General features: G+C 69.6%; 19 protein-coding genes, 1 tRNA gene and 1 pseudogene. 12 read left to right on the forward strand and 9 right to left on the reverse strand.

Features of this window, described 5'->3' with window-relative positions; genetic code table 11:
• The 8 genes and pseudogenes from Acy02nite_RS38925 to Acy02nite_RS38960 all read left to right on the forward strand — a co-directional run.
• Positions 1–1,878, forward strand: a pseudogene (locus Acy02nite_RS38925) (DNA polymerase III subunit gamma and tau); the annotation flags it as partial.
• A 538-nt stretch (positions 1,879–2,416) separates the two neighbouring features.
• Complete coding sequence (locus tag Acy02nite_RS38930; RefSeq protein ID WP_239175629.1) at positions 2,417–2,716, forward strand: YbaB/EbfC family nucleoid-associated protein; 300 nt, start codon at positions 2,417–2,419, stop codon at positions 2,714–2,716.
• 4 nt (positions 2,717–2,720) lie between these two features.
• Positions 2,721–3,314, forward strand: a complete 594-nt coding sequence (recR, locus tag Acy02nite_RS38935) for a recombination mediator RecR (RefSeq protein WP_203753138.1) — start codon at positions 2,721–2,723, stop codon at positions 3,312–3,314.
• 419 nt (positions 3,315–3,733) lie between these two features.
• Complete coding sequence (locus tag Acy02nite_RS38940) at positions 3,734–4,741, forward strand: ABC transporter permease (protein WP_203753141.1); 1,008 nt, start codon at positions 3,734–3,736, stop codon at positions 4,739–4,741.
• A gap of 74 nt (positions 4,742–4,815) precedes the next feature.
• Positions 4,816–6,600 carry an ABC transporter substrate-binding protein gene (locus tag Acy02nite_RS38945; protein ID WP_203753144.1) on the forward strand — a complete coding sequence of 595 codons (1,785 nt, stop codon included), beginning with the start codon at positions 4,816–4,818 and terminating at the stop codon, positions 6,598–6,600.
• 103 nt (positions 6,601–6,703) lie between these two features.
• Complete coding sequence (locus tag Acy02nite_RS38950) at positions 6,704–7,705, forward strand: ABC transporter permease (protein WP_203753147.1); 1,002 nt, start codon at positions 6,704–6,706, stop codon at positions 7,703–7,705.
• Between the two features lie 11 nt (positions 7,706–7,716).
• Positions 7,717–8,739: an ABC transporter ATP-binding protein gene (locus Acy02nite_RS38955; protein WP_203753149.1), complete on the forward strand. Its 1,023-nt coding sequence runs from the start codon at positions 7,717–7,719 to the stop codon at positions 8,737–8,739.
• A gap of 19 nt (positions 8,740–8,758) precedes the next feature.
• Entirely contained in the window at positions 8,759–9,796 is a 1,038-nt protein-coding gene (locus tag Acy02nite_RS38960; RefSeq protein WP_203753153.1) for an ABC transporter ATP-binding protein, read from the forward strand.
• 48 nt (positions 9,797–9,844) lie between these two features.
• On the opposite strand, the gene Acy02nite_RS38965 is transcribed toward Acy02nite_RS38960, so the two are convergent.
• The 6 genes from Acy02nite_RS38965 to Acy02nite_RS38990 form a co-directional block, all read right to left on the reverse strand.
• Complete coding sequence (locus Acy02nite_RS38965) at positions 9,845–11,305, reverse strand: beta-N-acetylhexosaminidase (RefSeq protein ID WP_239175613.1); 1,461 nt, start codon at positions 11,303–11,305, stop codon at positions 9,845–9,847.
• Between the two features lie 111 nt (positions 11,306–11,416).
• Positions 11,417–12,127: a calcium-binding protein gene (locus Acy02nite_RS38970; protein WP_203753159.1), complete on the reverse strand. Its 711-nt coding sequence runs from the start codon at positions 12,125–12,127 to the stop codon at positions 11,417–11,419.
• A gap of 49 nt (positions 12,128–12,176) precedes the next feature.
• A complete protein-coding gene (locus Acy02nite_RS46850; RefSeq protein ID WP_307872307.1) occupies positions 12,177–12,572 on the reverse strand; it encodes a hypothetical protein in 396 nt (131 codons plus the stop codon).
• Positions 12,572–13,243: an HNH endonuclease family protein gene (locus tag Acy02nite_RS38980; RefSeq protein WP_239175615.1), complete on the reverse strand. Its 672-nt coding sequence runs from the start codon at positions 13,241–13,243 to the stop codon at positions 12,572–12,574. Before Acy02nite_RS38980 ends, Acy02nite_RS46850 begins: the two co-directional genes overlap by 1 nt.
• A 58-nt stretch (positions 13,244–13,301) precedes the next feature.
• The gene (leuA, locus tag Acy02nite_RS38985) at positions 13,302–15,026 is read right to left on the reverse strand and encodes a 2-isopropylmalate synthase (protein WP_203753161.1); all 1,725 of its coding nucleotides are present in this window, start codon (positions 15,024–15,026) and stop codon (positions 13,302–13,304) included.
• A 185-nt stretch (positions 15,027–15,211) separates the two neighbouring features.
• On the reverse strand, positions 15,212–16,006 hold the full coding sequence (locus Acy02nite_RS38990; RefSeq protein WP_203753162.1) for a hypothetical protein: 795 nt from the start codon (positions 16,004–16,006) through the stop codon (positions 15,212–15,214).
• A 170-nt stretch (positions 16,007–16,176) separates the two neighbouring features.
• Between Acy02nite_RS38990 and Acy02nite_RS38995 the strand changes: the two genes are divergently transcribed.
• Both Acy02nite_RS38995 and Acy02nite_RS39000 read left to right on the forward strand, forming a co-directional pair.
• Positions 16,177–17,442, forward strand: coding sequence for an aspartate kinase (locus Acy02nite_RS38995; protein WP_203753163.1), 1,266 nt, complete (start codon positions 16,177–16,179; stop codon positions 17,440–17,442).
• A gap of 8 nt (positions 17,443–17,450) precedes the next feature.
• Entirely contained in the window at positions 17,451–18,506 is a 1,056-nt protein-coding gene (locus tag Acy02nite_RS39000) for an aspartate-semialdehyde dehydrogenase (RefSeq protein WP_203753168.1), read from the forward strand.
• A gap of 438 nt (positions 18,507–18,944) precedes the next feature.
• Here the strand turns inward: Acy02nite_RS39000 and pyrE are convergent, their stop codons facing one another.
• Entirely contained in the window at positions 18,945–19,475 is a 531-nt protein-coding gene (gene pyrE, locus Acy02nite_RS39005; protein ID WP_203753171.1) for an orotate phosphoribosyltransferase, read from the reverse strand.
• A 150-nt stretch (positions 19,476–19,625) separates the two neighbouring features.
• Between pyrE and Acy02nite_RS39010 the strand changes: the two genes are divergently transcribed.
• A complete protein-coding gene (locus Acy02nite_RS39010; RefSeq protein ID WP_203753174.1) occupies positions 19,626–19,922 on the forward strand; it encodes a hypothetical protein in 297 nt (98 codons plus the stop codon).
• A 360-nt stretch (positions 19,923–20,282) separates the two neighbouring features.
• On the opposite strand, the gene Acy02nite_RS39015 is transcribed toward Acy02nite_RS39010, so the two are convergent.
• Together Acy02nite_RS39015 and Acy02nite_RS39020 are read right to left on the reverse strand one after the other, a co-directional pair.
• Positions 20,283–20,359 (reverse strand) — tRNA-Pro (locus Acy02nite_RS39015).
• Positions 20,360–20,433: 74 nt separating this feature from the next.
• Positions 20,434–21,327 (reverse strand): metallophosphoesterase, encoded by an 894-nt coding sequence (locus tag Acy02nite_RS39020; protein ID WP_203753177.1) that lies wholly within the window; start codon positions 21,325–21,327, stop codon positions 20,434–20,436.
• A 25-nt stretch (positions 21,328–21,352) separates the two neighbouring features.
• On the opposite strand from Acy02nite_RS39020, the gene Acy02nite_RS39025 reads away from it, so the two are divergent.
• On the forward strand, positions 21,353–21,805 hold the full coding sequence (locus tag Acy02nite_RS39025) for a GatB/YqeY domain-containing protein (RefSeq protein ID WP_203753180.1): 453 nt from the start codon (positions 21,353–21,355) through the stop codon (positions 21,803–21,805).
• Positions 21,806–21,855: the final 50 nt, after the last annotated feature.

The following is a 21,855-nucleotide window of genomic DNA, read 5'->3' on the forward strand; positions in this document are numbered from 1 at the left end:
TCCGTCTCCGCGGCTCAGGCTGGGTCCGAGGCGGGGGCCGCTGGTGAGGTTCGTGCCGCGTCCGGTGACTTGGCGGACACGGCAGCGCCCGCGGCTGTTCCCGAGGTGGACTGGAATCAGGTTGCCGACGGTCCGGCGGGGGAGCCGTATGACGACGAGCCGCCGTGGGACGAGGAACCCCCGGCCGACCTGGAGCCGCCCGCTCCGCCGCGGCCGGGCCTGCCCCAGGTCCGGACGGTGTGGCAGGCGTTCGGGGCCAAGGACGCCAAGATCAAGGTGATGCAGAACAGCGGCATCGGCCTGCACGACGTCGACGGCGACACCGTCTTCTTCCTCGCACCGACCCCTAGGTATGCGGAGCGCTTCCTCACCTACTCCGAGCTGATCACCACGGAGTTCGCCAGTGAGCTCGGCGGGCGCTGGCAGATCCGCTGTGACGTCGGCGACGCGACCACCGAGCCGCCGTCCCGCAACGCGGCCCCGCGCAGCCGCCCGCCGTCCACCGACCAGTCGGCCGCGCGGCGTATGCCCGCCGGCCGCGCCACGTCGTCGGCCTCCACGGCGCCCGAGCGCAACACCGGGCGTACGGAGTCGCGTCCGTCCCGCCCGCAGCGCCCGGCCGCCGCCGACTCCGACGACGACTGGCCGGCCTCTGCTGCTCCGTCGTCTGCCGTCGCCCCGGAGCGGGGGGCTGTTCCCGAGCGGGTGGCTGTTACCGACCGGGGGGCTGTTGCCGACCGGGAGTTCGTTCTCGAGCGGGAGGCCGCCTCCGAGCGAGGGCCGGCAGACTCCGACGCTTCGGGCGGGCAGGGCGTTGCTGCGAGTTCCGGCGACGACACCGACTGGCCGGAGCCGGTCCGTCCGGGTTCAGTAGCCCCGCGCCCGGCGCCGGTCGTGGCGGATGACGGCTGGCCCGAGCCGGTGAAGCCCGGTTCTGTGGCCCGGGCTGTTCCGGTCACTTCCGAGAGCCGGCCGACGCAGGCGGCCGCCTACTGGGGTGCGGACGCCTCGGCTTCTCCATCTGACCCCGGTCCGGTGCCGAGTTCCGCTGTGCGTCCGGAGCCCGTGCCCGAGGATCAGCCGGTTGTGACGCCCCCGGCGAACCCGGGCGTCGGTGCGCCGGGGTCCACGCCTTCGGCGGGCCGGCCGACCCCGGTCAGCGCCTCGGCGGGCGGATCGCCGTCGGTCAGCGCCGCCGCATCGGGCGTGTCGTCACCCGCGGTGCCGTCCAGCTCGGGAAGTCAGGACGTGTCACCGGCTGCGGCTGCTCACGCGGTTGTTTCCGCCGCGGCGGCGTCCGTCCCCGCCGCGCCGGCGGGCCCGGCGGCTTCGGCGACGTCGGCCGGCCCGACACCTTCAATGGCGCCGACTGAGTCGGCGACGCGAGCAGCGTCGAGCGGCCCGTCAGCCCCGGCGTTGCCGTCGGCGGTTGCTCCGGCTCGTTCGGCTGCCCCGGCTGCCCCGGCTGCTCCGGCTGCCCCTGCTCGTTCGGCTGCGATGGAGGCGGCTCGGGCTGCCGCGGCTCGTGGTGGGAACACGATCCCCAGCAGCGGCCTGGCTGCCGCCCGTGCTGCTGCGGCCAACGCGGCCAAGGGTGTCTCTGGGCGTCCGGCTTCGCCGGGCGGGCCCGGAGCGGCTCCGGCGGCAGGCGGCGCGGGTGGGGGTTCGGCCTGGTCCGACGGCACTCCGATCGGCGAGGCGCCGTATGACCCGGAGTACGACGGGCCGCCCAGCGCCGCCGGATTCGAGGGCTTCGACCCGGGGGACGAGCCGCTCGACGAGGTGATCGACGAGAAGACGGCGCGCCAGAGCAGTGAGGAGCAGGCTTTCCAGCTGCTGCGTGATGCTTTCGGCGCCGAGAAGATCGGCGAGGTGTAACGACCGGGGAGCGCGCGGGACCCGCCCGAAGGCCCGGGAGCCGGCCGAACGCCGGGAACGGTCCAAGCGACCGGGAGCCGACCGGCCGCCGAGCGGCGGCCGGCGAGGTGGCGGTCCGGCGGCAGTGGCGCTCGGACGGGGAGTGGCGGCGGTGCAGCGCGTGGCGGCCGGCTCGCCACCCGAACGCCCGGGACTGAGCGGTGTCGGCGGCGGGTGGCGGGCGGTGGCTGTGCGCTGGTTTCCGGTCGGCTCGGGCGAGCCAACGGGGTGCGGCGTGCGCGTTTGCCGCCGGGGCTGTTCCCGGTGGGCGCGGGCCGGGCTGACGCCGTACGGGAGAAGCAGGAAAGAGCGACCACGCCGCAGCCCGGAAGCAGGCCGTGGACCGCGGCGCGACGATGCGCTGACCGGGAACCGGCGGCGCGGCGGCTACGCTGGCGGCGGTTGACGAGACGCCCGTCCGGGAATTGACGGCGGTCGTCCAGCAGGTGTTGATGACTACTTGAGGAGCAATGCGATGCGCCCCGGTGCACAGCCGAACATGCAGCAGCTGATGAAGCAGGCGCAGAAGATGCAGGAGCAGGTCGCGAAGGCTCAGGCCGAGCTGGCCGAGGCCGAGCTGACCGGGACTGCCGGCGGCGGCCTGGTGACGGTCACGGTGACCGGGCTGGGGGAGTACAAGGCCGTGAAGATCGACCCGAAGGCGGTCGACGCGGATGACGTGGAGACGCTGGAGGATCTGGTGCTCGCCGCGATCCACAATGCGGCCGAGGCGCAGCGGGAGCTGGCCGAGCAGAAGATGGGTCCGGCGACCGGCGGCCTCTCCTTGCCGGGGTTCTGATCTCGTGTATGAGGGTGCCATTCAGGACCTGATCGATGAGCTGGGCCGGCTGCCGGGCGTCGGCCCGAAGTCGGCTCAGCGCATCGCGTTCCACGTCCTGTCCGCTGATCCGGCCGATGTGAACCGGTTGTCCTCGGCGCTGCGTAAGGTGAAGGAGTTGGTGCGGTTCTGCACCACCTGTTTCAACGTGGCCGAGTCGGAGCAGTGCCGCGTCTGCCGCGACACGCGCCGCACCAATGAGGTGTTGTGCGTGGTCGAGGAGCCGAAGGATGTCGTCGCGATCGAGCGGACCGGCGAGTTCCGCGGGAGGTACCACGTGCTCGGCGGGGCGATCAACCCGCTGGAGGGCATCGGGCCGGACAATCTGAAGATCCGTGAGTTGCTGATCCGTCTGGGCACCGGGGAGGTCAAGGAACTGATCCTGGCGACCGATCCGAATACCGAGGGGGAGGCGACGGCGACCTATCTGGCGCTGCTCGTGAAGCCGATGGGTATTGCGGTGACCCGGTTGGCGAGCGGGCTGCCGGTCGGCGGTGATCTGGAGTACGCGGACGAAATCACCCTCGGTCGGGCATTCGAGGGCCGTCGGGCGGTTTAGAAGTGCAGAATTTACATGCGGTAACGCCGAAGTAACGTGATGCAAGCAGTTTGGCCCGGATTGGCTACTTGCGAGCCCCTTACGCGGTACCTTCCGTTTGTTCGGCGTCTAGGTCACGGTGACATCACGAGGGAGACACGGAAGCATCCGCGTGCGGTCGGTGAGCTTGACCCGAGCACCGCACTAGGTGAATGTTCCTCTCGATGGCGGCCACACCCGCCATCAGGTGCCCTCGTGGCCCCGGCCCGATCGTGGCCGGATGCGACGGGGGCCGGCACTCGAGGCATGCGATAACCGATCGGTTTACCGCCGGCAGCGTGGGCCATCGTCTCCGGGTCGTGGGAGCTTCCGTGCCACGCGCCTGAAGGCCGTGGACTCTTCGCTGCTGGGTGGTGGCCGGGAGAGGACCGGCGAAACAGATGTCGCTTGGCCCAGAAGCGTCGGTCACCGACGAGGAGTCGGCACTGACGGCCGACGCGGCTGAAGTGCGGGGGCCCGCCGAGAAGGCGATCGCCGGCCGCTCGCTGAAGCAGATCGCGTGGCGCCGCCTGAAGAAGGACAAGGTGGCTCTCGGTGGCGCCTGCGTCGTCATCTTCCTGATTCTGATCGCGATCCTGGCGCCGCTGCTCACGAAGTGGTTCGGCCATCCGATCGACGAGTTCCACAACGAGACGCTCGACCCGACCTTCGGTACGCCGAAGGGCGCGTTCGGCGGCATCAGCACGGAATTCCTCTTCGGTGTCGAGCCGGACTCCGGGCGGGACATCTTCAGCCGGGTCCTCTACGGCGCCCAGACGTCGCTGACTGTCGCTTTCCTCTCCGCGCTGGTCTCCACGATTCTCGGCGTGATCTTCGGGCTGGCGGCCGGCTTCCTCGGCGGCTGGGTCGACGCCACGATCAGCCGGGTGATGGACTTCCTGCTCGCCTTCCCCCAGTTGCTCTTCTCGATCGCACTGGTCTCGGTCCTGCCGTACGAGATGTTGGGTCTCAACGCCCGATGGTCGCGCGTGGCGGTGCTGGTCTGTGTCATCGGCTTCTTCGGCTGGCCGTACATCGGCCGGATCGTCCGCGGGCAGACGCTGTCGTTGCGTGAGCGTGAGTTCGTCGAGGCGGCCCGCAGCATGGGCGCGCGCTCGCCGCGGATCCTGATGCGGGAGCTGCTGCCGAACCTGGCGGCGCCGATCCTCGTGTACACCACGCTGATCATCCCGACGAACATCCTGACCGAGGCCGCACTCAGCTTCCTCGGTGTCGGCATCCCGCCGCCCAACCCGTCGTGGGGCGGCATGCTCTCGTCGGCGGTCCCGGTCTACCAGATCGACCCGATGTTCATGATCATCCCCGGCACGTTGATCTTCATTACCGTCCTGGCCTTCAACCTCTTCGGTGACGGCCTGCGTGACGCGCTCGACCCGAAGGCCCGCTGATCCCTGGCGGTAGCTGGAACATCGCATGTTTCGCGGACCGCTTGGTTCCGCTGTTCGAGGAGGTAGGAGTACAGGTGTCAAGGAAGACTAGGGCGATAGCCGCGGCTGGCGTCGCGCTCGCACTCGGCCTCACGACCGCCGCTTGTGGCGGTTCCAAGAGCGACGACAACAAGACCAGCGGCTCCGGCAACGGCAAGTCCGCCTACAACGCCGCGATCACCAGCGTGGTCAACCCGTCCACCACCAAGGGCGGCACGCTGAACCTGTGGAGCGCGCAGGACGCCGACTTCTGGGACCCGGCGCGTGGCTACTACGCGTTCGTGTGGAACCTGAACCGGCTCTACACCCGCAAGCTGGTCGACTACGCGTCAGCGCCGGAGAAGCCCGGTCTGGAGCTCCAGCCCGACCTCGCCTCCGCGTTGCCGGAGATCAGCGCGGACAAGAAGACCTACACGTTCAAGCTGAAGAGCGGTATCAAGTTCGACGACGGCACGCCGATCACGTCGAAGGACATCAAGTACGGCATCGAGCGCATCTTCGCGCAGGACGTGCTGCCGGGCGGCCCGGTCTACCTGATCGACATCCTCGACCAGGGCCAGGGCTACAAGGGTCCGTACAAGGACACCGACCCGAACAAGCTGGGTCTGAAGACCGTCGAGACGCCGGACGACTCGACGATCGTCTTCCACCTGAAGGAGCCGAAGTCCGACTTCCTCTACCTGCTGGCCATGCCGGGCGCCGGCCCGGTGCCGCAGAAGCGGGACAAGGGCGCGCAGTACAACGCGGCGCCGGCCTCCTCCGGCCCGTACATGTTCAAGGAAGGCAGCATCCAGCCCGGTAAGGGCGCGATGTGGGTGCGCAACCCGAACTGGGACGCCTCCACGGACACCATCCGCAAGGCGCTGCCGGACCAGATCAACCTGACGGTCACCACCAACGCCGAGGACATGGACAGCCGGCTCATCGCCGGCACCGCGGACCTCGACGTCGGCCAGACCGGTGTGCAGGCCGCCTCGCGGACCAAGATCCTTCAGGACCCGACGCTGAAGGCGAACGCGGACACCCCGACCACGGGCTTCATCCGCTACGCCGCGCTTAGCACCAACGTCGCTCCGTTCGACAACATCGACTGCCGCAAGGCGGTCATCTACGCCGCCGACCCGACCTCGCTGCAGACCGCGCGTGGCGGCCCGATCGCGGGTGGCGACATCGGCACCAGCATGCTGCCGCCGAACATCGCGGGCTCGGACACCAAGTACGACCCGTTCAACCGGCTCCAGGGCAAGCCGCAGGCGGAGGAGGCCAAGAAGGCCCTCACCGCGTGTGGCAAGCCGAACGGCTTCGACACCAAGATCGCCGTTCGTAACAACAAGCCGGCCGAGGTCAAGACCGCCGAGGCGCTGCAGGCCGCGCTGAAGGCCGTGGGCATCAACGCCGCGATCGAGCAGTACGACGGTGGCAACATCTCCTCCGTCATCGGTGCGCCCGACAACGTCAAGTCCAAGGGCTACGGCATCGAGATCGCCGGCTGGGGCGCCGACTACCCGACCGGCTCGGGTTACCTGCAGCCGCTGGCGGACAGCCGCTTCATCCTGAACAACGGCAACTACAACCTGCCGCTGATCAAGGACACGTCGATCGACGCCCTGTTCGACCAGGCCGCGGGCGAGACCGACGCCACCAAGGCGGCGGACGTCTACTCGCAGATCAACCACAAGATCATGGAGGGTGCGTACTACCTGCCCTTCGTGGTCGACAAGGCGCTCAACTACCGCAACCCGCGGCTGACGAACGTCTACATCCACGACGCTTTCGGCATGGTCGACTTCCAGGCCCTCGGCGTCAGCGACGGCAAGTAACCAGTCCTGATCGCATCGGGTAATTCGAAGGGTTGGTGAAGGCCGCCCGCGGCGGGCGGGCGCCGGTTCACTCCGGCGCCCGCCCGTCGTTCGGCCGAACGACGTGGTGGCTTATCTCATCCGGCGGCTGATCAACGCCGTCCTGACGCTGCTCGTGGTCACGCTCGTGACTTTCGGCATCTTCTTCATGGTTCCGAAGCTCACCGGTAGCGACCCGGCGTTGCTCTACATCGGTAAGACCGCCGACAAGGTCGCGGTCGAGGGCATCCGGGAGAAGATGGGCCTCAGCGACCCGATCCTGGTGCAGTACGGCAAGTTCCTCAAAGGCATCGTGGCAGGCCGCGACTACGCGAACGGCCCGGATGTCCAGCACTGCGACGCCCCGTGCCTCGGTTACTCCTTCAAGACCGAGCAGGAGGTGACCCCGCTCCTGATGGACGATCTGCCGGTGACGCTCTCGCTGGCACTGGGCGCGGCGATCCTCTGGTTGATCGGCGGTGTCACGGCGGGTGTTATCTCGGCGTTGCGGAAGGGATCGATACCCGACCGGGCGGTGATGTTCATTGCCCTGGCCGGCGTCTCGCTGCCCATCTACTTCACCGGCCTGCTCTCCAAACAGATCTTCGTGAACTGGCTCGGCTGGCTGCCGGAGGGCAACTACGTGCCGTTCCTGGAGAGTCCCAGCGAATGGTTCATCCAGATGCTGCTGCCCTGGATCACGCTGGCTTTCCTCTTCGCCGCCACCTACGCCCGCCTGACCCGGGCGAACATGCTGGAGACGCTGGGCGAGGACTACATCCGCACGGCGCGGGCCAAGGGCCTGACCGAGCGGATCGTGATCGGCAAGCATGCGCTGCGATCGGGTCTGACCCCGATCGTCACGATCTTCGGTCTCGACCTCGGCGCGCTGCTCGGCGGCGCGGTCCTCACCGAAGCCGTCTTCAACCTGCGCGGTCTGGGCTATCAGGCCCTCCAGGCGATCCGCGGCAACGACCTGCCGGTGATCCTGGGCGTCACGATGATCGCCGCGTTCTTCATCGTCATCGCGAACCTGGTTGTCGACCTGGTTTACAGCGCCATCGACCCGCGCGTGCGGCTGGGCTGAGGAGAGAGCGAATGTCACGCCCATTCCTCGAGGTCAAGGATCTCAACGTCCGGTTCGAGACGGACGACGGCATCGTGCAGGCGGTCACCGACTCGTCGTTCTCGCTGGAGGCCGGCAAGACGCTCGGCATCGTCGGCGAGTCCGGCTCCGGCAAGAGCGTCACCTCGCTGGCCCTGCTGGGCCTGCACCGGACCCGCAGCAACGCGAAGGTCACCGGCGAGATCTGGCTGGACGAGCAGGAACTGGTCAGCGCCTCCGACGCCGACGTCCGCGGCCTGCGCGGCGGCAAGATGTCGATGATCTTCCAGGACCCGCTGAGCGCGATGCACCCGTACTTCACCGTCGGGTCGCAGATCGTCGAGGCGTACCGGGTGCACCACCCCGGGGTGAACAAGAAGGTGGCCCGGGAACGGGCGATCGACATGCTCGCCCGGGTCGGCATCCCGCAGCCGGCGCGCCGCTTCAACGACTACGCCCACCAGTTCTCGGGGGGTATGCGTCAGCGCGCGATGATCGCGATGGCGCTGGTCAACGACCCGAAGCTGCTGATCGCCGACGAGCCGACCACGGCTCTGGACGTGACCGTGCAGGCGCAGATCCTGGACCTGATCCGGGATCTGCAGGCCGAGTTCGGCTCCGCGGTCATCATGATCACGCACGACCTCGGCGTGGTGGCCGAGCTGGCCGACGAGGTCCTGGTGATGTACGGCGGCAAGGTGATCGAGAAGGGCCCGACGATCGACCTGTTCCAGCGGCCGCAGCACCCGTACACCTGGGGTCTGCTCGGCTCGATGCCGCGCCTGGACCGGGAGGTCAGGGATCGGCTCATCCCGGTCAAGGGCTCGCCGCCCAGCCTGATCAACCTGCCGTCGGGCTGCGCCTTCCACCCGCGCTGCCCGTACGCGGGCCGTAACGGCGACCGGTCGTTCACCGAGGTTCCGGTGCTGACCGGCGGGGTGCACTCGGTCGCCTGCCACATGCCGCCGGAGGAGCGCAACAGGCTCTTCCAGGAAGACATCGCACCGAACCTCTGAGCGGGGAAGAGAGAGAACCATGAGCGAGAACCTGCTCGAGGTGACCGGGCTGCAGAAGCACTTCCCGATCACGAAGGGGCTGTTCAAGCGCCAGGTCGGCGCGGTCCGCGCGGTGGACGGCATCGACCTGACCGTGCAGGCCGGCGAGACGCTGGGCCTGGTCGGCGAGTCCGGCTGCGGCAAGTCGACGGCCGGGCGGCTCTTCACCCGGATCCTGGAGCCGACCGGCGGCAAGATCGTTTTCGAGGGTCAGGACATCAGTCACCGCAACATGGCGCAGCTGCGGCCGCTGCGGCGCGACGTCCAGATGATCTTCCAGGACCCGTACTCGTCGCTGAACCCGCGGCACACCATCGGCACGATCATCTCCGCGCCGCTGCAGATCCAGAACATCCCGACCCCGCAGGGCCTGAAGAAGGCCGTGCAGGAGCTGCTGGAGCTCGTCGGTCTCAACCCGGAGCACTACAACCGGTACCCGCACGAGTTCTCCGGCGGCCAGCGCCAGCGCATCGGCATCGCCCGGGCGCTCGCGCTGCGGCCGAAACTGATCATCGCCGACGAGCCGGTCTCCGCGCTCGACGTGTCGATCCAGGCGCAGGTGGTCAACCTGCTGGAGGACCTGCAGAGCGAGTTCGACCTGACCTACGTCTTCATCGCGCACGACCTGTCGGTGGTCAGGCACATCTCCGACCGCGTCGCCGTGATGTACCTGGGCAAGGTCATGGAGATCGCGAACCGTGACGACCTCTACAAGAACCCGCGGCACCCATACACCGTGGCGCTGATGTCGGCCGTCCCGGTGCCCGACCCGGTCCGGCGTGACCGGGCTCAGCGCAACCGCGTGCTGCTCACCGGCGACGTGCCGAGCCCGATCAACCCGCCGTCCGGCTGCCGTTTCCGGACCCGGTGCTGGAAGGCGCAGGACATCTGCGCGACCGAGGAGCCGCCGCTGGTCACGCGGCTGGACGACCCGGCGTCGCACCTGACCGCCTGCCACTTCCCGGTCGTCGACGACGAGGCGGTCACGGGCCGCACGCCGGCCGCGGCTCCGGCCTGAGGATCAAAAGACGCTTTCCGGCGTACGGACATCGCAGCGCGCCCGAGGTCAGGACCACCTGACCTCGGGCGATCTGTAGAAGTGCACGTCGCGTCGCACCCACCCCTGGCCGTAACGGCCGAGCCGGTCCCGGAACGAGACCCAGTCGTGTGCGGATCGGGGTGACCAGCCCAGCTCGGCGATCGCCGCCATCCGCGGGAACGCGCTGAACTCCACCTCGCGGTAGTCGCGCAGCGTCTCCGACCAGAGTGGCGCCTCCACCCCCAGCACCGACTCCGGCGGGACGCCGTGCGCCCACGTCGCCGGGTCCCAGTCGTACGCGGCCGGCAGGTCGATGGTTCCCGCCCAGTGCAGCCCGCCGGGGGTCAGCAGGTCGTACTGCATGTCCAGGTAGGTCCGGTTCGCCGGGGACATGATCACTTTCGCGCCGGCCCCGGCTGCCGCGGCGACCGCCGGTTTGTCTCGGGTGACCGCCCAGTACTGAATGACGGCGTTCGTCGCGGCCGGCGCGGCGGCGATCTCCTCCCAGCCGCTCGCCGTCTTCCCGTACTTCGCGACCAGCGGCAGCACCCGCTGCTCGAACGCCACGTAGTCGGCATGCGGGGTGGACATCGCCTCGTCGCCGCCGAGATGCAGGTACGGCCCCGGGGTGATCGCCGCGAGCTGCCGGATCACGTCCTCGGCGAACCGGTACGTGACCTCCTTGCCCGTGCAGAGCGAGCTGTACCCCACCCGGATGTCGATCCGCGGGCGCGGCGCCACCCCGTCGCAGGTCAGCTCGGGATAGGCGACCTGGGCCGCGTTCACGTGCCCGGGCATGTCGATCTCGGGGACGATCGTGATGTGCCGCTGCGCCGCGTACCGGACCAGGTCACGGTAGTCGGCCTGGGTCAGGTGACCGCCGCCGATGCCGCGCACGCCGGTCCCCGGGCCGCCACCGACAGTGGTGAGCCGCGGCCAGCCGTCGATCTCGATCCGCCAGCCCTGGTCGTCGGCGAGGTGCAGATGGAGATAGTTGATCTTCAAGCGGCTGAGCTCGTCGAGGTACCGCTTCACGTCGGCCGGCGGGTGGAAGTGCCGGGCCAGATCGAGCATCGCCCCGCGGTACGCGAACCGCGGCCGGTCCCGGATCACGCCGGCCGGGACGGCCCACTCCGCATGACGTACCGTGACCGCCTCGATGGCCGGCGGAAGCAGCTGCCGCAACGTCTGGAAGCCGGCGAAGAGACCGGCGGGTCTGTTGGCGCGCAGCGCCACGCCCTCGGGCCGGATCTCCAGGCGATAGCCCTCGTCACCCATCCACGGGTCGACGACGTCGTTGAGCCGCAGGTTGACGGCGTTCCCGCCGCTCGCCCGTACCGGCAGGGGGAAGCCGGTGGCCGGGCGCAACGCGGCGGCGAGCTGATCCGCGACGGGCACGGCCGCTCCCGAGGCGGTGATCACGGTGTCCCCGGTGAGCCGGAAAGGCTCCGACCGCGACGGGACGACCTCGGCCGGCGCCGGGATCACGCTGCCCAGCGTCATCGCCGGTGGTGGCCGGTGAGCGGCCGAGCCGGTCGTCGCGGCCAGCAGAACGGTGGCCGCGACGGCCAGCAGGAGCGGTCTGCGGATGTTCAGGGGTCAGCCTTCGCAGTTGCTCAGCAGGTCCCGCGGGTCGGTGCCGCACAGGTCGGTGTCCGCGCCGCCGTCCACGAAGTCGTCACCGGCGCCGCCGTCGAGGTCGTCGTCACCCGCCTCCCCGGCCATCAGATCGTCACCGGCGCCACCGGCCAGGACGTCATCGCCGGCATTGCCGTTCAGCACGTCGTTGCCGGCCTGGCCGCGCAGCACGTCGTCACCGTCCCCGCCGACGAGCTGGTCGCCGTCGTCGCCGCCGGCGAGCACGTCGTTGCCCGCCCCGCCGATCAGCGTGTCCATGTCGCCGCCACCGGTCAGGCGATCGGCGCCGGTGCCGCCGGTCAGATTGTCACTGTCGGCGCCGCCGTCGGCGTACGCCGGAATCGCCGTCTGATTCGTGAAGAAGTCGTAGCCGTCGCCGAGCGCGACCGTCACCCGCAGCGGCGCCTTGGCGAGCGCGCAGCTCACCGTGGTCTCGTCGACAGCCGTGCAACCCGGGCCGGCGGTGATCGGCACGACGTCCTGGATGGTGACGACCCGGCCGGCGCGGGTCACCGACACGTCGTTGTCCTGACCGCCGGCGGCCGTGTAGCCGACCCTGGCCCCGGACGCCGAGACGACCCCGGCGTCCGTGGCGGCCTGGGCCGGCGCCGCGAGCACCGCGCCGAGGCCGGCGCCGGCGCACAACACGATCCCGATTCTGAACGCGCGCATGTCCATTCCTCCCCGTGGATTGGTCCACTCGGGAGCCTAGGCGCCGCGATCAACCCTCCGGACGGTTCAGCAGCCCGACCGCGACGGCGTGCACGGCGTCCAGGTCGGCCGGGTCGGCGAGAGTGGTCCTGCCGCCGGTGACGGTGTACCACTCCTCGGCGTCCTTGTACTGGACGCGCAGGGTCAGGTCGTTCCCGGCGAGCTCGGTGCGCAGCGTCAGGTCGCCGGTCACGACGCCGGCCTCGTCGGTCATCACGCCACCCGGGCCGGGCACGATGTCGGTGCTCTTGCCCGGTTTCGCGGCCGGTTTCGCGGCCGGCTTCTCGGCCGGTTTCGCGGCCGCTTTCTCCACCGGTTTCTCCGCCGCGCCGGTCTTGGCGGGCACGGCGGTCTTGGCGGCTTCGGCAGGTTTTGCGGACTCGGCGCTCTGTTCGGAAGCGGTCATCAGCAGGTCCCCAGCATGTCCTTCAAGGCGTCCTTCTCCTTCTGGGTCACGGTGAGCTTGTAGTAACTCTTCACGGTTACCCAGTCCGTGGCGTAGGCGCACCACTCGTCCTTGGCCGGCGGTTTCCAGGTCGACGGGTCCTGGTCGCCCTTCGACCGGTTCGAGCCGGCCGAGACCGCCACCAACTGCGGGCGGTCCAGGTCGTTGGCGAAGCCCTCGCGCTGGTCGGTGGTCCACTTGTCGGCGCCCGAGCGCCACGCGTTGGCCAGCGGCACCATGTGGTCGATGTCCACCTGGGCGGGCGCGGTCAGGGTCTTGTCGTCGTAGATGCTCTTCCAGCTCCCGGCGACGACGTTGCAGCCGGACTTCTTCACCTTGGTGCCGTCGCGCTCCAGCACCGAGTCGCGGACGTCGCAGTTCTTGCCGGTGCTCTTCCAGTGCGGGAACTTCTCCCGGCTGTAGCCGGCCATCGACCCGGTCTTGGCGACCACCGTCAGCTTGCCGAGCTGCGCCTCGGCGTCCTTCGACGAGCCCGAGCCGGAGTTGGTGCCGCCGGTGGCCGGCGCGCCGGTGCTGCCCGGGTCGCCGGCGTCGACGACCTCACATCCGGCGGTGAGGGAGGCGGTGATCAGAAACGGAAGGAACCATCGAACAGCGTTACGTGGGGGCACCCGCTCAGCGTAGAGCCGGGTCCCTCGTGCCGCCTCTCGGCAGCACGAGGGAGTGACATCAGCGAGCGCGGTTGATAGCGCTGGTGACGGCCTTGATCGACGCGCTGACGATGTTGGCGTCGATGCCCACGCCCCAGAAGGCGCGGTCACCGACCTCGACCTCGACGTACGCCGCGGCCTGCGCGTCCCCGCCGGAGGTCAGCGCGTGCTCCTGGTAATCCAGCACCCGGGCCTTGATCCCCAGCGGCTCGACGGCCTGCGTGAACGCGTCGATCGGGCCGTTGCCGACGCCGACCAGCGGCCGCCGCATGCCGCGGTGGATCACCTCGACGTCGATCTCCACCTTGCCGTCCACGGTGGCGGTGCTGTATGCCTCGATCTTGAAGGCGCTGCCCAGCTGGTGCTCGACCAGGTATTCCTGGGCGAAGATGTCCCACATCTGCTGCGGGGAGACCTCGCCGCCCTCCTCGTCGGTGTGGTGCTGCACCACGCCGGAGAACTCGATCTGCAGCCGCCGCGGCATGTCGAGCTTGTGCTCCTCCTTCATGATGTACGCCACGCCGCCCTTGCCGGACTGCGAGTTGACCCGGATGACCGCCTCGTACGTGCGGCCCAGGTCCTTCGGGTCGACCGGCAGGTAGGGCACGCCCCAGGTGAAGGAGTCGATGTCGACGCCGGCCTCGTCCGCGTCGGCCTGCAGGGCGGTGAAGCCCTTCTTGATCGCGTCCTGGTGGGAACCGGAGAACGCGGTGTAGACCAGATCCCCCGCGTACGGGTGACGCTCGTGCACCGGCAGCTGGTTGCAGTACTCCACGGTCCGCTTGATCTCGTCGATCGTGGAGAAGTCGATCTGCGGGTCGATGCCCTGGGAGAACAGGTTCAGCCCCAGGGTCACCAGGTCCACGTTGCCGGTGCGCTCGCCGTTGCCGAACAGGCAACCCTCGATCCGGTCGGCGCCGGCCAGCAGGCCCAGCTCGGCGGCGGCCACCCCGGTGCCCCGGTCGTTGTGCGGGTGCAGGCTCAGGATCACGCTGTCCCGGCGGGGCAGGTTCCGGTGCATCCACTCGATCGAGTCGGCGTACACGTTCGGGGTGGCCATCTCGACGGTGGCCGGCAGGTTGATGATCAGCGGCCGGGCCGGCGTCGGGTCGATCACGTCGATCACGGCGGAGCAGATCTCCAGCGCATACTCCAGCTCGGTGCCGGTGTAGGACTCCGGCGAGTACTCGTAGAAGATCTCGGTGTCCGGGGTGTGGATCTCCGCATACTTCTGGCAGAGCCGCGCGCCCTGGGTCGCGATGTCGGTGATCCCGTCCTTGTCCAGGCCGAAGACCACCCGCCGCTGCAGCACCGAGGTCGAGTTGTAGAAGTGCACGATGGCGCGCTTGGCGCCGCGGATCGACTCGAAGGTCCGGTCGATCAGGTGCTCGCGGCACTGCACCAGCACCTGGATGGTGACGTCGTCCGGGATCAGATCCTGCTCGATGAGCTGGCGGACGAAGTCGAAGTCGGTCTGGCTGGCCGCCGGGAAACCGACCTCGATCTCCTTGTAGCCCATCTTCACCAGCAGCATGAACATCCGCCGCTTGCGTTCCGGGGACATCGGATCGATCAGCGCCTGATTGCCGTCGCGCAGGTCGACCGCGCACCAGCGGGGGGCGGTCTCGACGACGCGGCCGGGCCATTGGCGATCGGGCAGGGAGATCGAGAATTGCTTCTGGTACGACTCGTAGCGCTGGAACGGCATCGAGCTGCTGCGCTGGGTGTTCTCGAACGTGGACATGTGACTGCTCCAGTCAGGAAGAAGACGAGCAGGCGGCGCGCGTCACCACCGCGACGGGGTGCCGGCCTGGAATGAGGCCCCGTCGCGGCAGAGAAGGAGGAGGTTCACCTGCCACATGTCGGCACCCACGTTACGTGATCCACATCTGGGCGGCTATCCGAACGACCGGATGGTGGGATTCACGATCACTGCGTCGGAGCCGCCGACCCGGCCGTCGTGGACTCCGGCCCGCCCATGCCCATCGCCTCGCCACCAACCTCCGGGCCGGGGAACTGCACGGTGGCCGGAGCGGCGACCTGCCGGACCAGTTTGAGCACGCCGAAACCGACCCGGGCCGCGGTCAGCATGCCGTCCGGGGCGTAGCAGTAGACGCCGACGTCGACCGGTGCGTCCAGCGACGCGGTGGTCGAGTCCACCGAGTAACAGCTGCCCGTCGCGCCGGCCAGCGGCTGCACCGCGGAGACCGCGAGCGCCGACTCCCGGTCGGTGAAGACCGGCAGCCACTGCCGGAACAGCCGCTGCACCTTCGGGTCGAAACGGCTCGGCACCTTCTCGCCCTTCGCCGCCACGTGCACGCAGCCGGGCGTCACCGGGGTGCTGGTCATCGACAGGGTGCACTGGTAGACGCCGTTCGGGTTGTGCACGATCGAGACGTCAGCGGCCCCGCCGAGCGCGCCGCTCGCGATGTCGACCCGCCAGGTGCCGTCGTTGGCGACAGTGGCCACCACGTTGCGGGCGACGCCGTCACCGCCGGTGAACGAGTAGAGCGCCGCGTAACGCCGGTCCATCGCGAGCGCGGCCAGGCCGGCGAGCTGGACCCGGGCGTCCGGGCTGCCACCGGTCGCCGAGGCCGACACCGAGGCGGACGGGGTCGGGGCGGCGTCGGGCGTGCCGCCGTCGCCGCAGCCGGCCAGGCCGAGGGCCAGCGCGACGGCGGTCAGCGCGGACAGGCCACGACCGGAACCGGAGGGAAGGCGCACCGAGACATTCTCGCCTCATACCGCCCGGAGTACGCGACACGCCCGGCTGTGAGGTCGGCGTGTCGCGAACGGCGGCGTTCCGCCGGTGGCCGGATTCTGGGATCGTCTGTCGAGGTCGCGACCCCGCGCGGCTAGGGTGGTGGCGATCGCCCTGAAAGGATTGGTTGGCCGTGGCTCTTGTGGTGCAGAAATACGGTGGCTCGTCGGTGGCGAACGCCGAGCGCATCAAGCGCGTGGCCGAGCGCATCGTGGCCGCCCGCAAGGCCGGTGACGACGTGGTCGTGGTCGTCTCCGCGATGGGTGACACCACTGACGAGCTGATGGACCTGGCCAACCAGGTCAGTCCGCTGCCGCCCGGCCGTGAGCTGGACATGCTGCTCACCTCGGGCGAGCGGATCTCGATGGCGCTGCTCGCCATGGCGATCCACAACCTGGGTTACGAGGCCAGGTCCTACACCGGCTCCCAGGCCGGCGTGCTGACCACCTCGACGCACGGCAAGGCCCGGATCATCGACGTGACCCCCGGCCGCCTGCGGACCGCGCTGGACGAGGGCGCCATCGCCATCGTCGCCGGCTTCCAGGGCGTGTCGCAGGACACCAAGGACATCACCACCCTGGGCCGCGGCGGTTCGGACACCACAGCGGTCGCGCTGGCGGCGGCCCTGCACGCCGACGTCTGCGAGATCTACACCGACGTGGACGGCGTGTTCACCGCCGACCCGCGGATCGTGCCGGACGCCCAGCACATCAAGAAGATCACCTACGAGGAGATGCTCGAGCTGGCGGCGGGCGGTGCGAAGGTGCTGATGTTGCGATGCGTGGAGTACGCGCGCCGCTTCAAGGTGCCGATCCACGTACGCTCTTCGTACTCGAACAAAGAAGGCACGCTCGTCACCGGCTCGATGGAGGACCCTGACGTGGAGCAAGCACTGATCACCGGGGTCGCGCACGACCGCAGCGAGGCCAAGATCACGATCGTCGGTGTCCCCGACGAGCCGGGCTCGGCCGGCCGGATCTTCGAGACCGTCGCGCAGGCCGAGATCAACATCGACATGATCGTGCAGAACGTGTCGACCGAGGGCACCGGCCGCACCGACATCTCGTTCACCCTGCCGAAGGCGGACGGGGCGACAGCGATGACGGCCCTCGACCGCATCAAGGATCAGATCAAGTTCAAGAGCCTGCTCTTCGACGACCACGTCGGCAAGGTGTCGCTGATCGGCGCCGGCATGCGCTCGCACCCGGGCGTCGCCGCCTCGTTCTTCGCCTGCATCGGTGAGGCCGGCGTGAACATCGAGATGATCTCCACCTCGGAGATCCGCGTCTCGGTCGTCTGCCGCGACACCGACCTGGACACCGCCGTCCGTGCCGTCCACGACCAGTTCGAGCTGGGTGGCTCGGAGGAGGCCGTCGTCTACGGCGGTACAGGCCGGTAAGCCGGACGATGGCGCGGCCCACGCTCGCCGTCGTCGGAGCCACCGGTTCCGTCGGGGCCGTCATGCTCGACCTGCTCTCGTCCCGGCGTGACGTCTGGGGCGAGATCCGGCTGATCGCCTCCACCCGCTCGGCGGGCAAGTCGCTGATGTGCCGGGGCGAGTCCCTGCCGGTCCGGTCGCTGACCGCCGAGGCGTTCGACGGCGTGGACGTGGCGATGTTCGACGTGCCCGACGACGTGGCGGCGCACTGGGCCCCGATCGCGGTGTCCCGGGGCGCCGTCGTGGTCGACAACTCGGCCGTGTTCCGCATGGAGCCGGACGTGCCGCTCGTGGTGCCCGACGTCAACCACGAGGTCCTCGGTCACCGGCCGCGAGGCATCGTCTCCAGCGCCAACTGCACGGTCGCCGCGATGATCATGGCGGTCGCTCCGCTGCACTTCGAGTACGGGTTGCGGGAGCTCGTCCTCGCGTCGTACCAATCCGCCTCCGGGGTCGGCCAGGTCGGCGTCGACACCCTCCACGACCAGCTCACCAAGGTCGCCGGGGATCGGCTGCTCGGCTCCCGCCCCGGCAACGTGCGGCAGGCGGTCGGTGACGACCTGGGTCCGTTCCCGGCGCCGCTCGCGCTGAACGTGGTGCCCTGGGCCGGTCAGATCGCGACGCTCGGCTGGTCGTCCGAGGAGCTGAAACTCCGTAACGAGAGCCGGAAGATCCTCGGTCTGACCGCGCTCAAGGTCTCCGCCACGTGCGTCCGGGTGCCGGTGGTGACCGGCCACTCGGTCGCCGTGCACGCGGTCTTCGCCGCCGAGGTCACCGCCGACGGCGCCCGCCAGGTGCTGCGCAACGCGCCCGGGGTGATCCTGGTCGACGACCCGGAGGCCGGCGAGTTCCCGATGCCGATCGACGCGGTCGGCACCGACCCGTCCTGGGTCGGCCGGATCCGCCGGGCGATGGACGACCCGCGCGCCCTGGACTTCTTCGTCACCGGCGACAACATGCGCAAGGGCGCCGCCCTGAACACGGTGCAGACCGCCGAGCTGCTCGCCGTCGAGCTCTCCAGGTAAGGCGGTCCGGGAGCTTCTCATCGCGATCGGTGAGCCCCCGGCCCTCGGCCCCGGCCCGGGCCCCGTCGCGGTCCCCCGGCCCTCTGCCCCCGTCGCGGTCCTCGGCTGGTGCTCATGGTCGTTATCCGGACCGGATAACGACCATGAGCACCAGCCGGAAACCCGCAGCCGCGTGCCTACCGCGCCCACCCACCGACCTCGCGCACTCCGAGTGGCAGGGCGCTTCGCCGCGGGCGCGACCCGTGGCCGGTCTTGTGCTCTGACCGTGCCCACCCACGGACGCCGCCCTTGCGGGCTGAGCGTCAAGGGCGCGTCAGCGCCCTGCTCAGCCCGCGAGGGTCCCCGCGGGAGCGACGATCCGGACCACAGCGGAGATGGGCAAGGAAGAACTTGATCTTGATTTGACGCTGTGCTGTGCGTCTTCCCCAGATCGGCCGGTCAGGAGGCGGCGGCGTCCAGGTCGGCCCTGGTCAGCAGGGCGCGCAGGGTAATGCCGTCGTCGGCCAGGGCCTGGGTGCCGCCCTCCTGCCGGTCGATCACGCAGAGCGCGTGGTCCACGTGCGCGCCCAGCTTGCGCAGCTCGCCGGTGGAGATGACGACCTGGCCGCCGGAGGTCACGACGTCCTCGACGACGAGCACGCGGCGGCCGGCGACCTCGGCGCCCTCGGCGAGGCGGGCGGTGCCGTACTTCTTCGCCTCCTTGCGGACGAAGGCGGTGGGCAGGCCGGCGTGCCGGGCGAGGGCGGTGACCACCGCGATGCCGCCCATCTCCAGGCCGGCCAGCACCTCGGTGCCCTCGGGAATCAGCACGGCGAGTCGCTCGGCGAGTTTGTCGAGGAGCACCGGGTCGGCCTCGAACTGGTACTTGTCGAAGTATTCGTTGGCGATACGGCCGGAACGGAGCGTGAATTCGCCGGTCAGACGGCTTACGGAGCGCACCTGACGGGCGAGGTCGTTGGAGTCAGTCACAAGGTCCCAGCTTGTCAGGCGGGGGTGCGGCGACGCGCACCACCCCGGTCGTCACCCGTTGGCGTACTTGATCTCCGCAATACGGCATTCTATGTCTGTTTGGGGTAGTTTTCGCCTAATTAGCGGCTTGTGCCCGGAAGGAACATCGCTGTGACGCCCTTCGCCATTCTCTTCCTGCTCGCCTTCGCCGGATCGTCGTGCTTCGCGCTCGGCCGGGCCTTCGGACGGGGCGAGCGTTATGAGCGCGGCTACCGGGAGGGCTTCCGCGACGGCGAGACCGGTTCGCTGGCCCGCGCGACCCGATTGATGCAGCTCGGCGAGCGGCAGACGATCGCGCCGGTGGTGGAGACCATGCTCGGGCCGTACTGCGTGCCGCAGCAGATGGCGCCGCGACCGGTCGGGCCCGCGGTGGCCGGCGTTCCGGTTCGCCCGCAGTTCGCCGTCTGAGACCCTCCTGTTGCGCCGGGCGCATCGAGTTCGTCGACGATGCTGAGCGCCCTTAGTGGCGATCTTCCGGCTCCGCCTCTGCTCGGCGTCGCGCCGGCCCGGCAAACGGCTCCTGGGCACGCTCAGCGGCCGCAAAAGACCCTCTGGCCGAGTGGCCCGACCTCGGACCATCTGTAGCGGAGCGCGGCGACCAGCCCGCGGGCGACGACAGCCCGGCCCGGCAAAGCCCGCCAGGACAAAGCCCGCCCGGCAAAGCCCGCCCCGGCAAACTCGCCCGGCAAAGCCCGGCCCGACAACGCCCGCCGCAGGCAAAGCGAAAGGCCCGATCTCCGTTTCCGGAGACCGGGCCTTTCTGCAAGCTGGTCGGGGTGGCGGGATTTGAACCCACGGCCTCTACGTCCCGAACGTAGCGCGCTACCAAACTGCGCCACACCCCGTTGCTGCGAGAAGAATACTAGCGGACCTTTCCGCAGCCCCGAAATCCGGGCTCCCCTCGCAGCGTTTCCCCAGGTCAGCGCGGGATCAGCGTGAGGATCGAAGCCTCCGGGCGGCAGGCGAAGCGGATCGGAGCGGTCGGGTGGGTGCCCAGACCGGCCGAGACGTGCAGCCAGGAGTCCGAGCCGGGCCACCGGTGCAGGCCCTTCGCCATCCGGGTCGGCAGGTCGCAGTTCGTCGTCAGCGCGCCATAGCCGGGCACGCACACCTGCCCGCCGTGGGTGTGCCCGGCGAGCAGCAGCTCGAAGCCGTCGGCCGCCATCGGTTCCAGCACCCGGGAGGCCGGCGTGTGGGTGACCCCGAGGTGCAGGTCGACGCCGGCGCTGATCGGCCCGGCCACTGACGGGTAGTCGTCGCGCTCGACGTGCGGGTCGTCGACGCCCACGAGCTCGATCGAGCGGCCGCCGGCCTTCAGGACGGTACGGGCGTTGTTCAGATCCGCCCAGCCCGCGTCGGTGAACGCGGCGCGCAGGTCGTCGTAGGGCAGCTCGACCCCGTGCACGTATTCCCGGTCGGGCAGCAGGTACTGCAACGGGTTCTTGAAGACCGGGCCGGTGTAGTCGTTGCTGCCGAACACGAACGCGCCCGGCACGTCGAGCAGCGGTTCCAGGGCGCGCAGGACACCGGGCACCGCGTACGGCGAGGCCATGTTGTCGCCGGTGACGATCACCAGATCCGGGTCGGTGCCGATCAGGCCGGCCACCCACTCCTGCTTGCGCCGCTGGTCAGGCATCATGTGCAGGTCGGACAGGTGCAGGATGCGCAGCGGTTCCGCGTCCGGGTCGAGCACCGGGACGTCGAAGCGACGGAGCGTGAACAGGTTCCGCTCGACCAGTGACGCATAGGCGAAGGTGGCGCCGCCGACGGCGGCCAGCGCGGCGGCTGCGGAAATAAGGGAGCGCTTACGCATGACGGCAAGGGTAGTTTCTCCGTCCATGGGAACGCTGAAAGACCGCCTGAACGATGACCTGCACACCGCGATGAAGTCCCGGGACGAGCTGATCACCTCGACGCTGCGGATGGCGCTGTCCGCCGTCCGGACGGCCGAGGTCGCCGGTGACGAGGCCCGCGAGCTCTCCGACGACGAGGTGCTGGCCGTTCTGACGAAGGAGGCGAAGAAGCGTCGCGAGGCGGCTGCCGCCTTCTCCGGCGCGGGTCGTGCCGACCAGGCGGCGAAGGAGACGGCAGAGGGCGAGGTCCTCGACCGCTACCTGCCGAAACAGCTCACCGACGCGGAGATCGCCGAGATCGTGTCCGGGGCTCTGGCGGCCGGCGGCTTCTCCGGCAAGGCGCAGATGGGCCCGGCCATGAAGGCGGCTCAGGCCGCTGTCGCGGGGCGCGCGGAGGGCGGCCGGGTCGCCGCCGAGGTGCGCCGTCAGCTGGGCTGACCTTCACAAGACGATTCGCCGCGTACGGCAGAAGGGGCGGGAGACCGTGG

Origin of the sequence: Actinoplanes cyaneus (assembly GCF_016862095.1) — a bacterium.
GTDB classification, from domain to species: domain Bacteria; phylum Actinomycetota; class Actinomycetes; order Mycobacteriales; family Micromonosporaceae; genus Actinoplanes; species Actinoplanes cyaneus.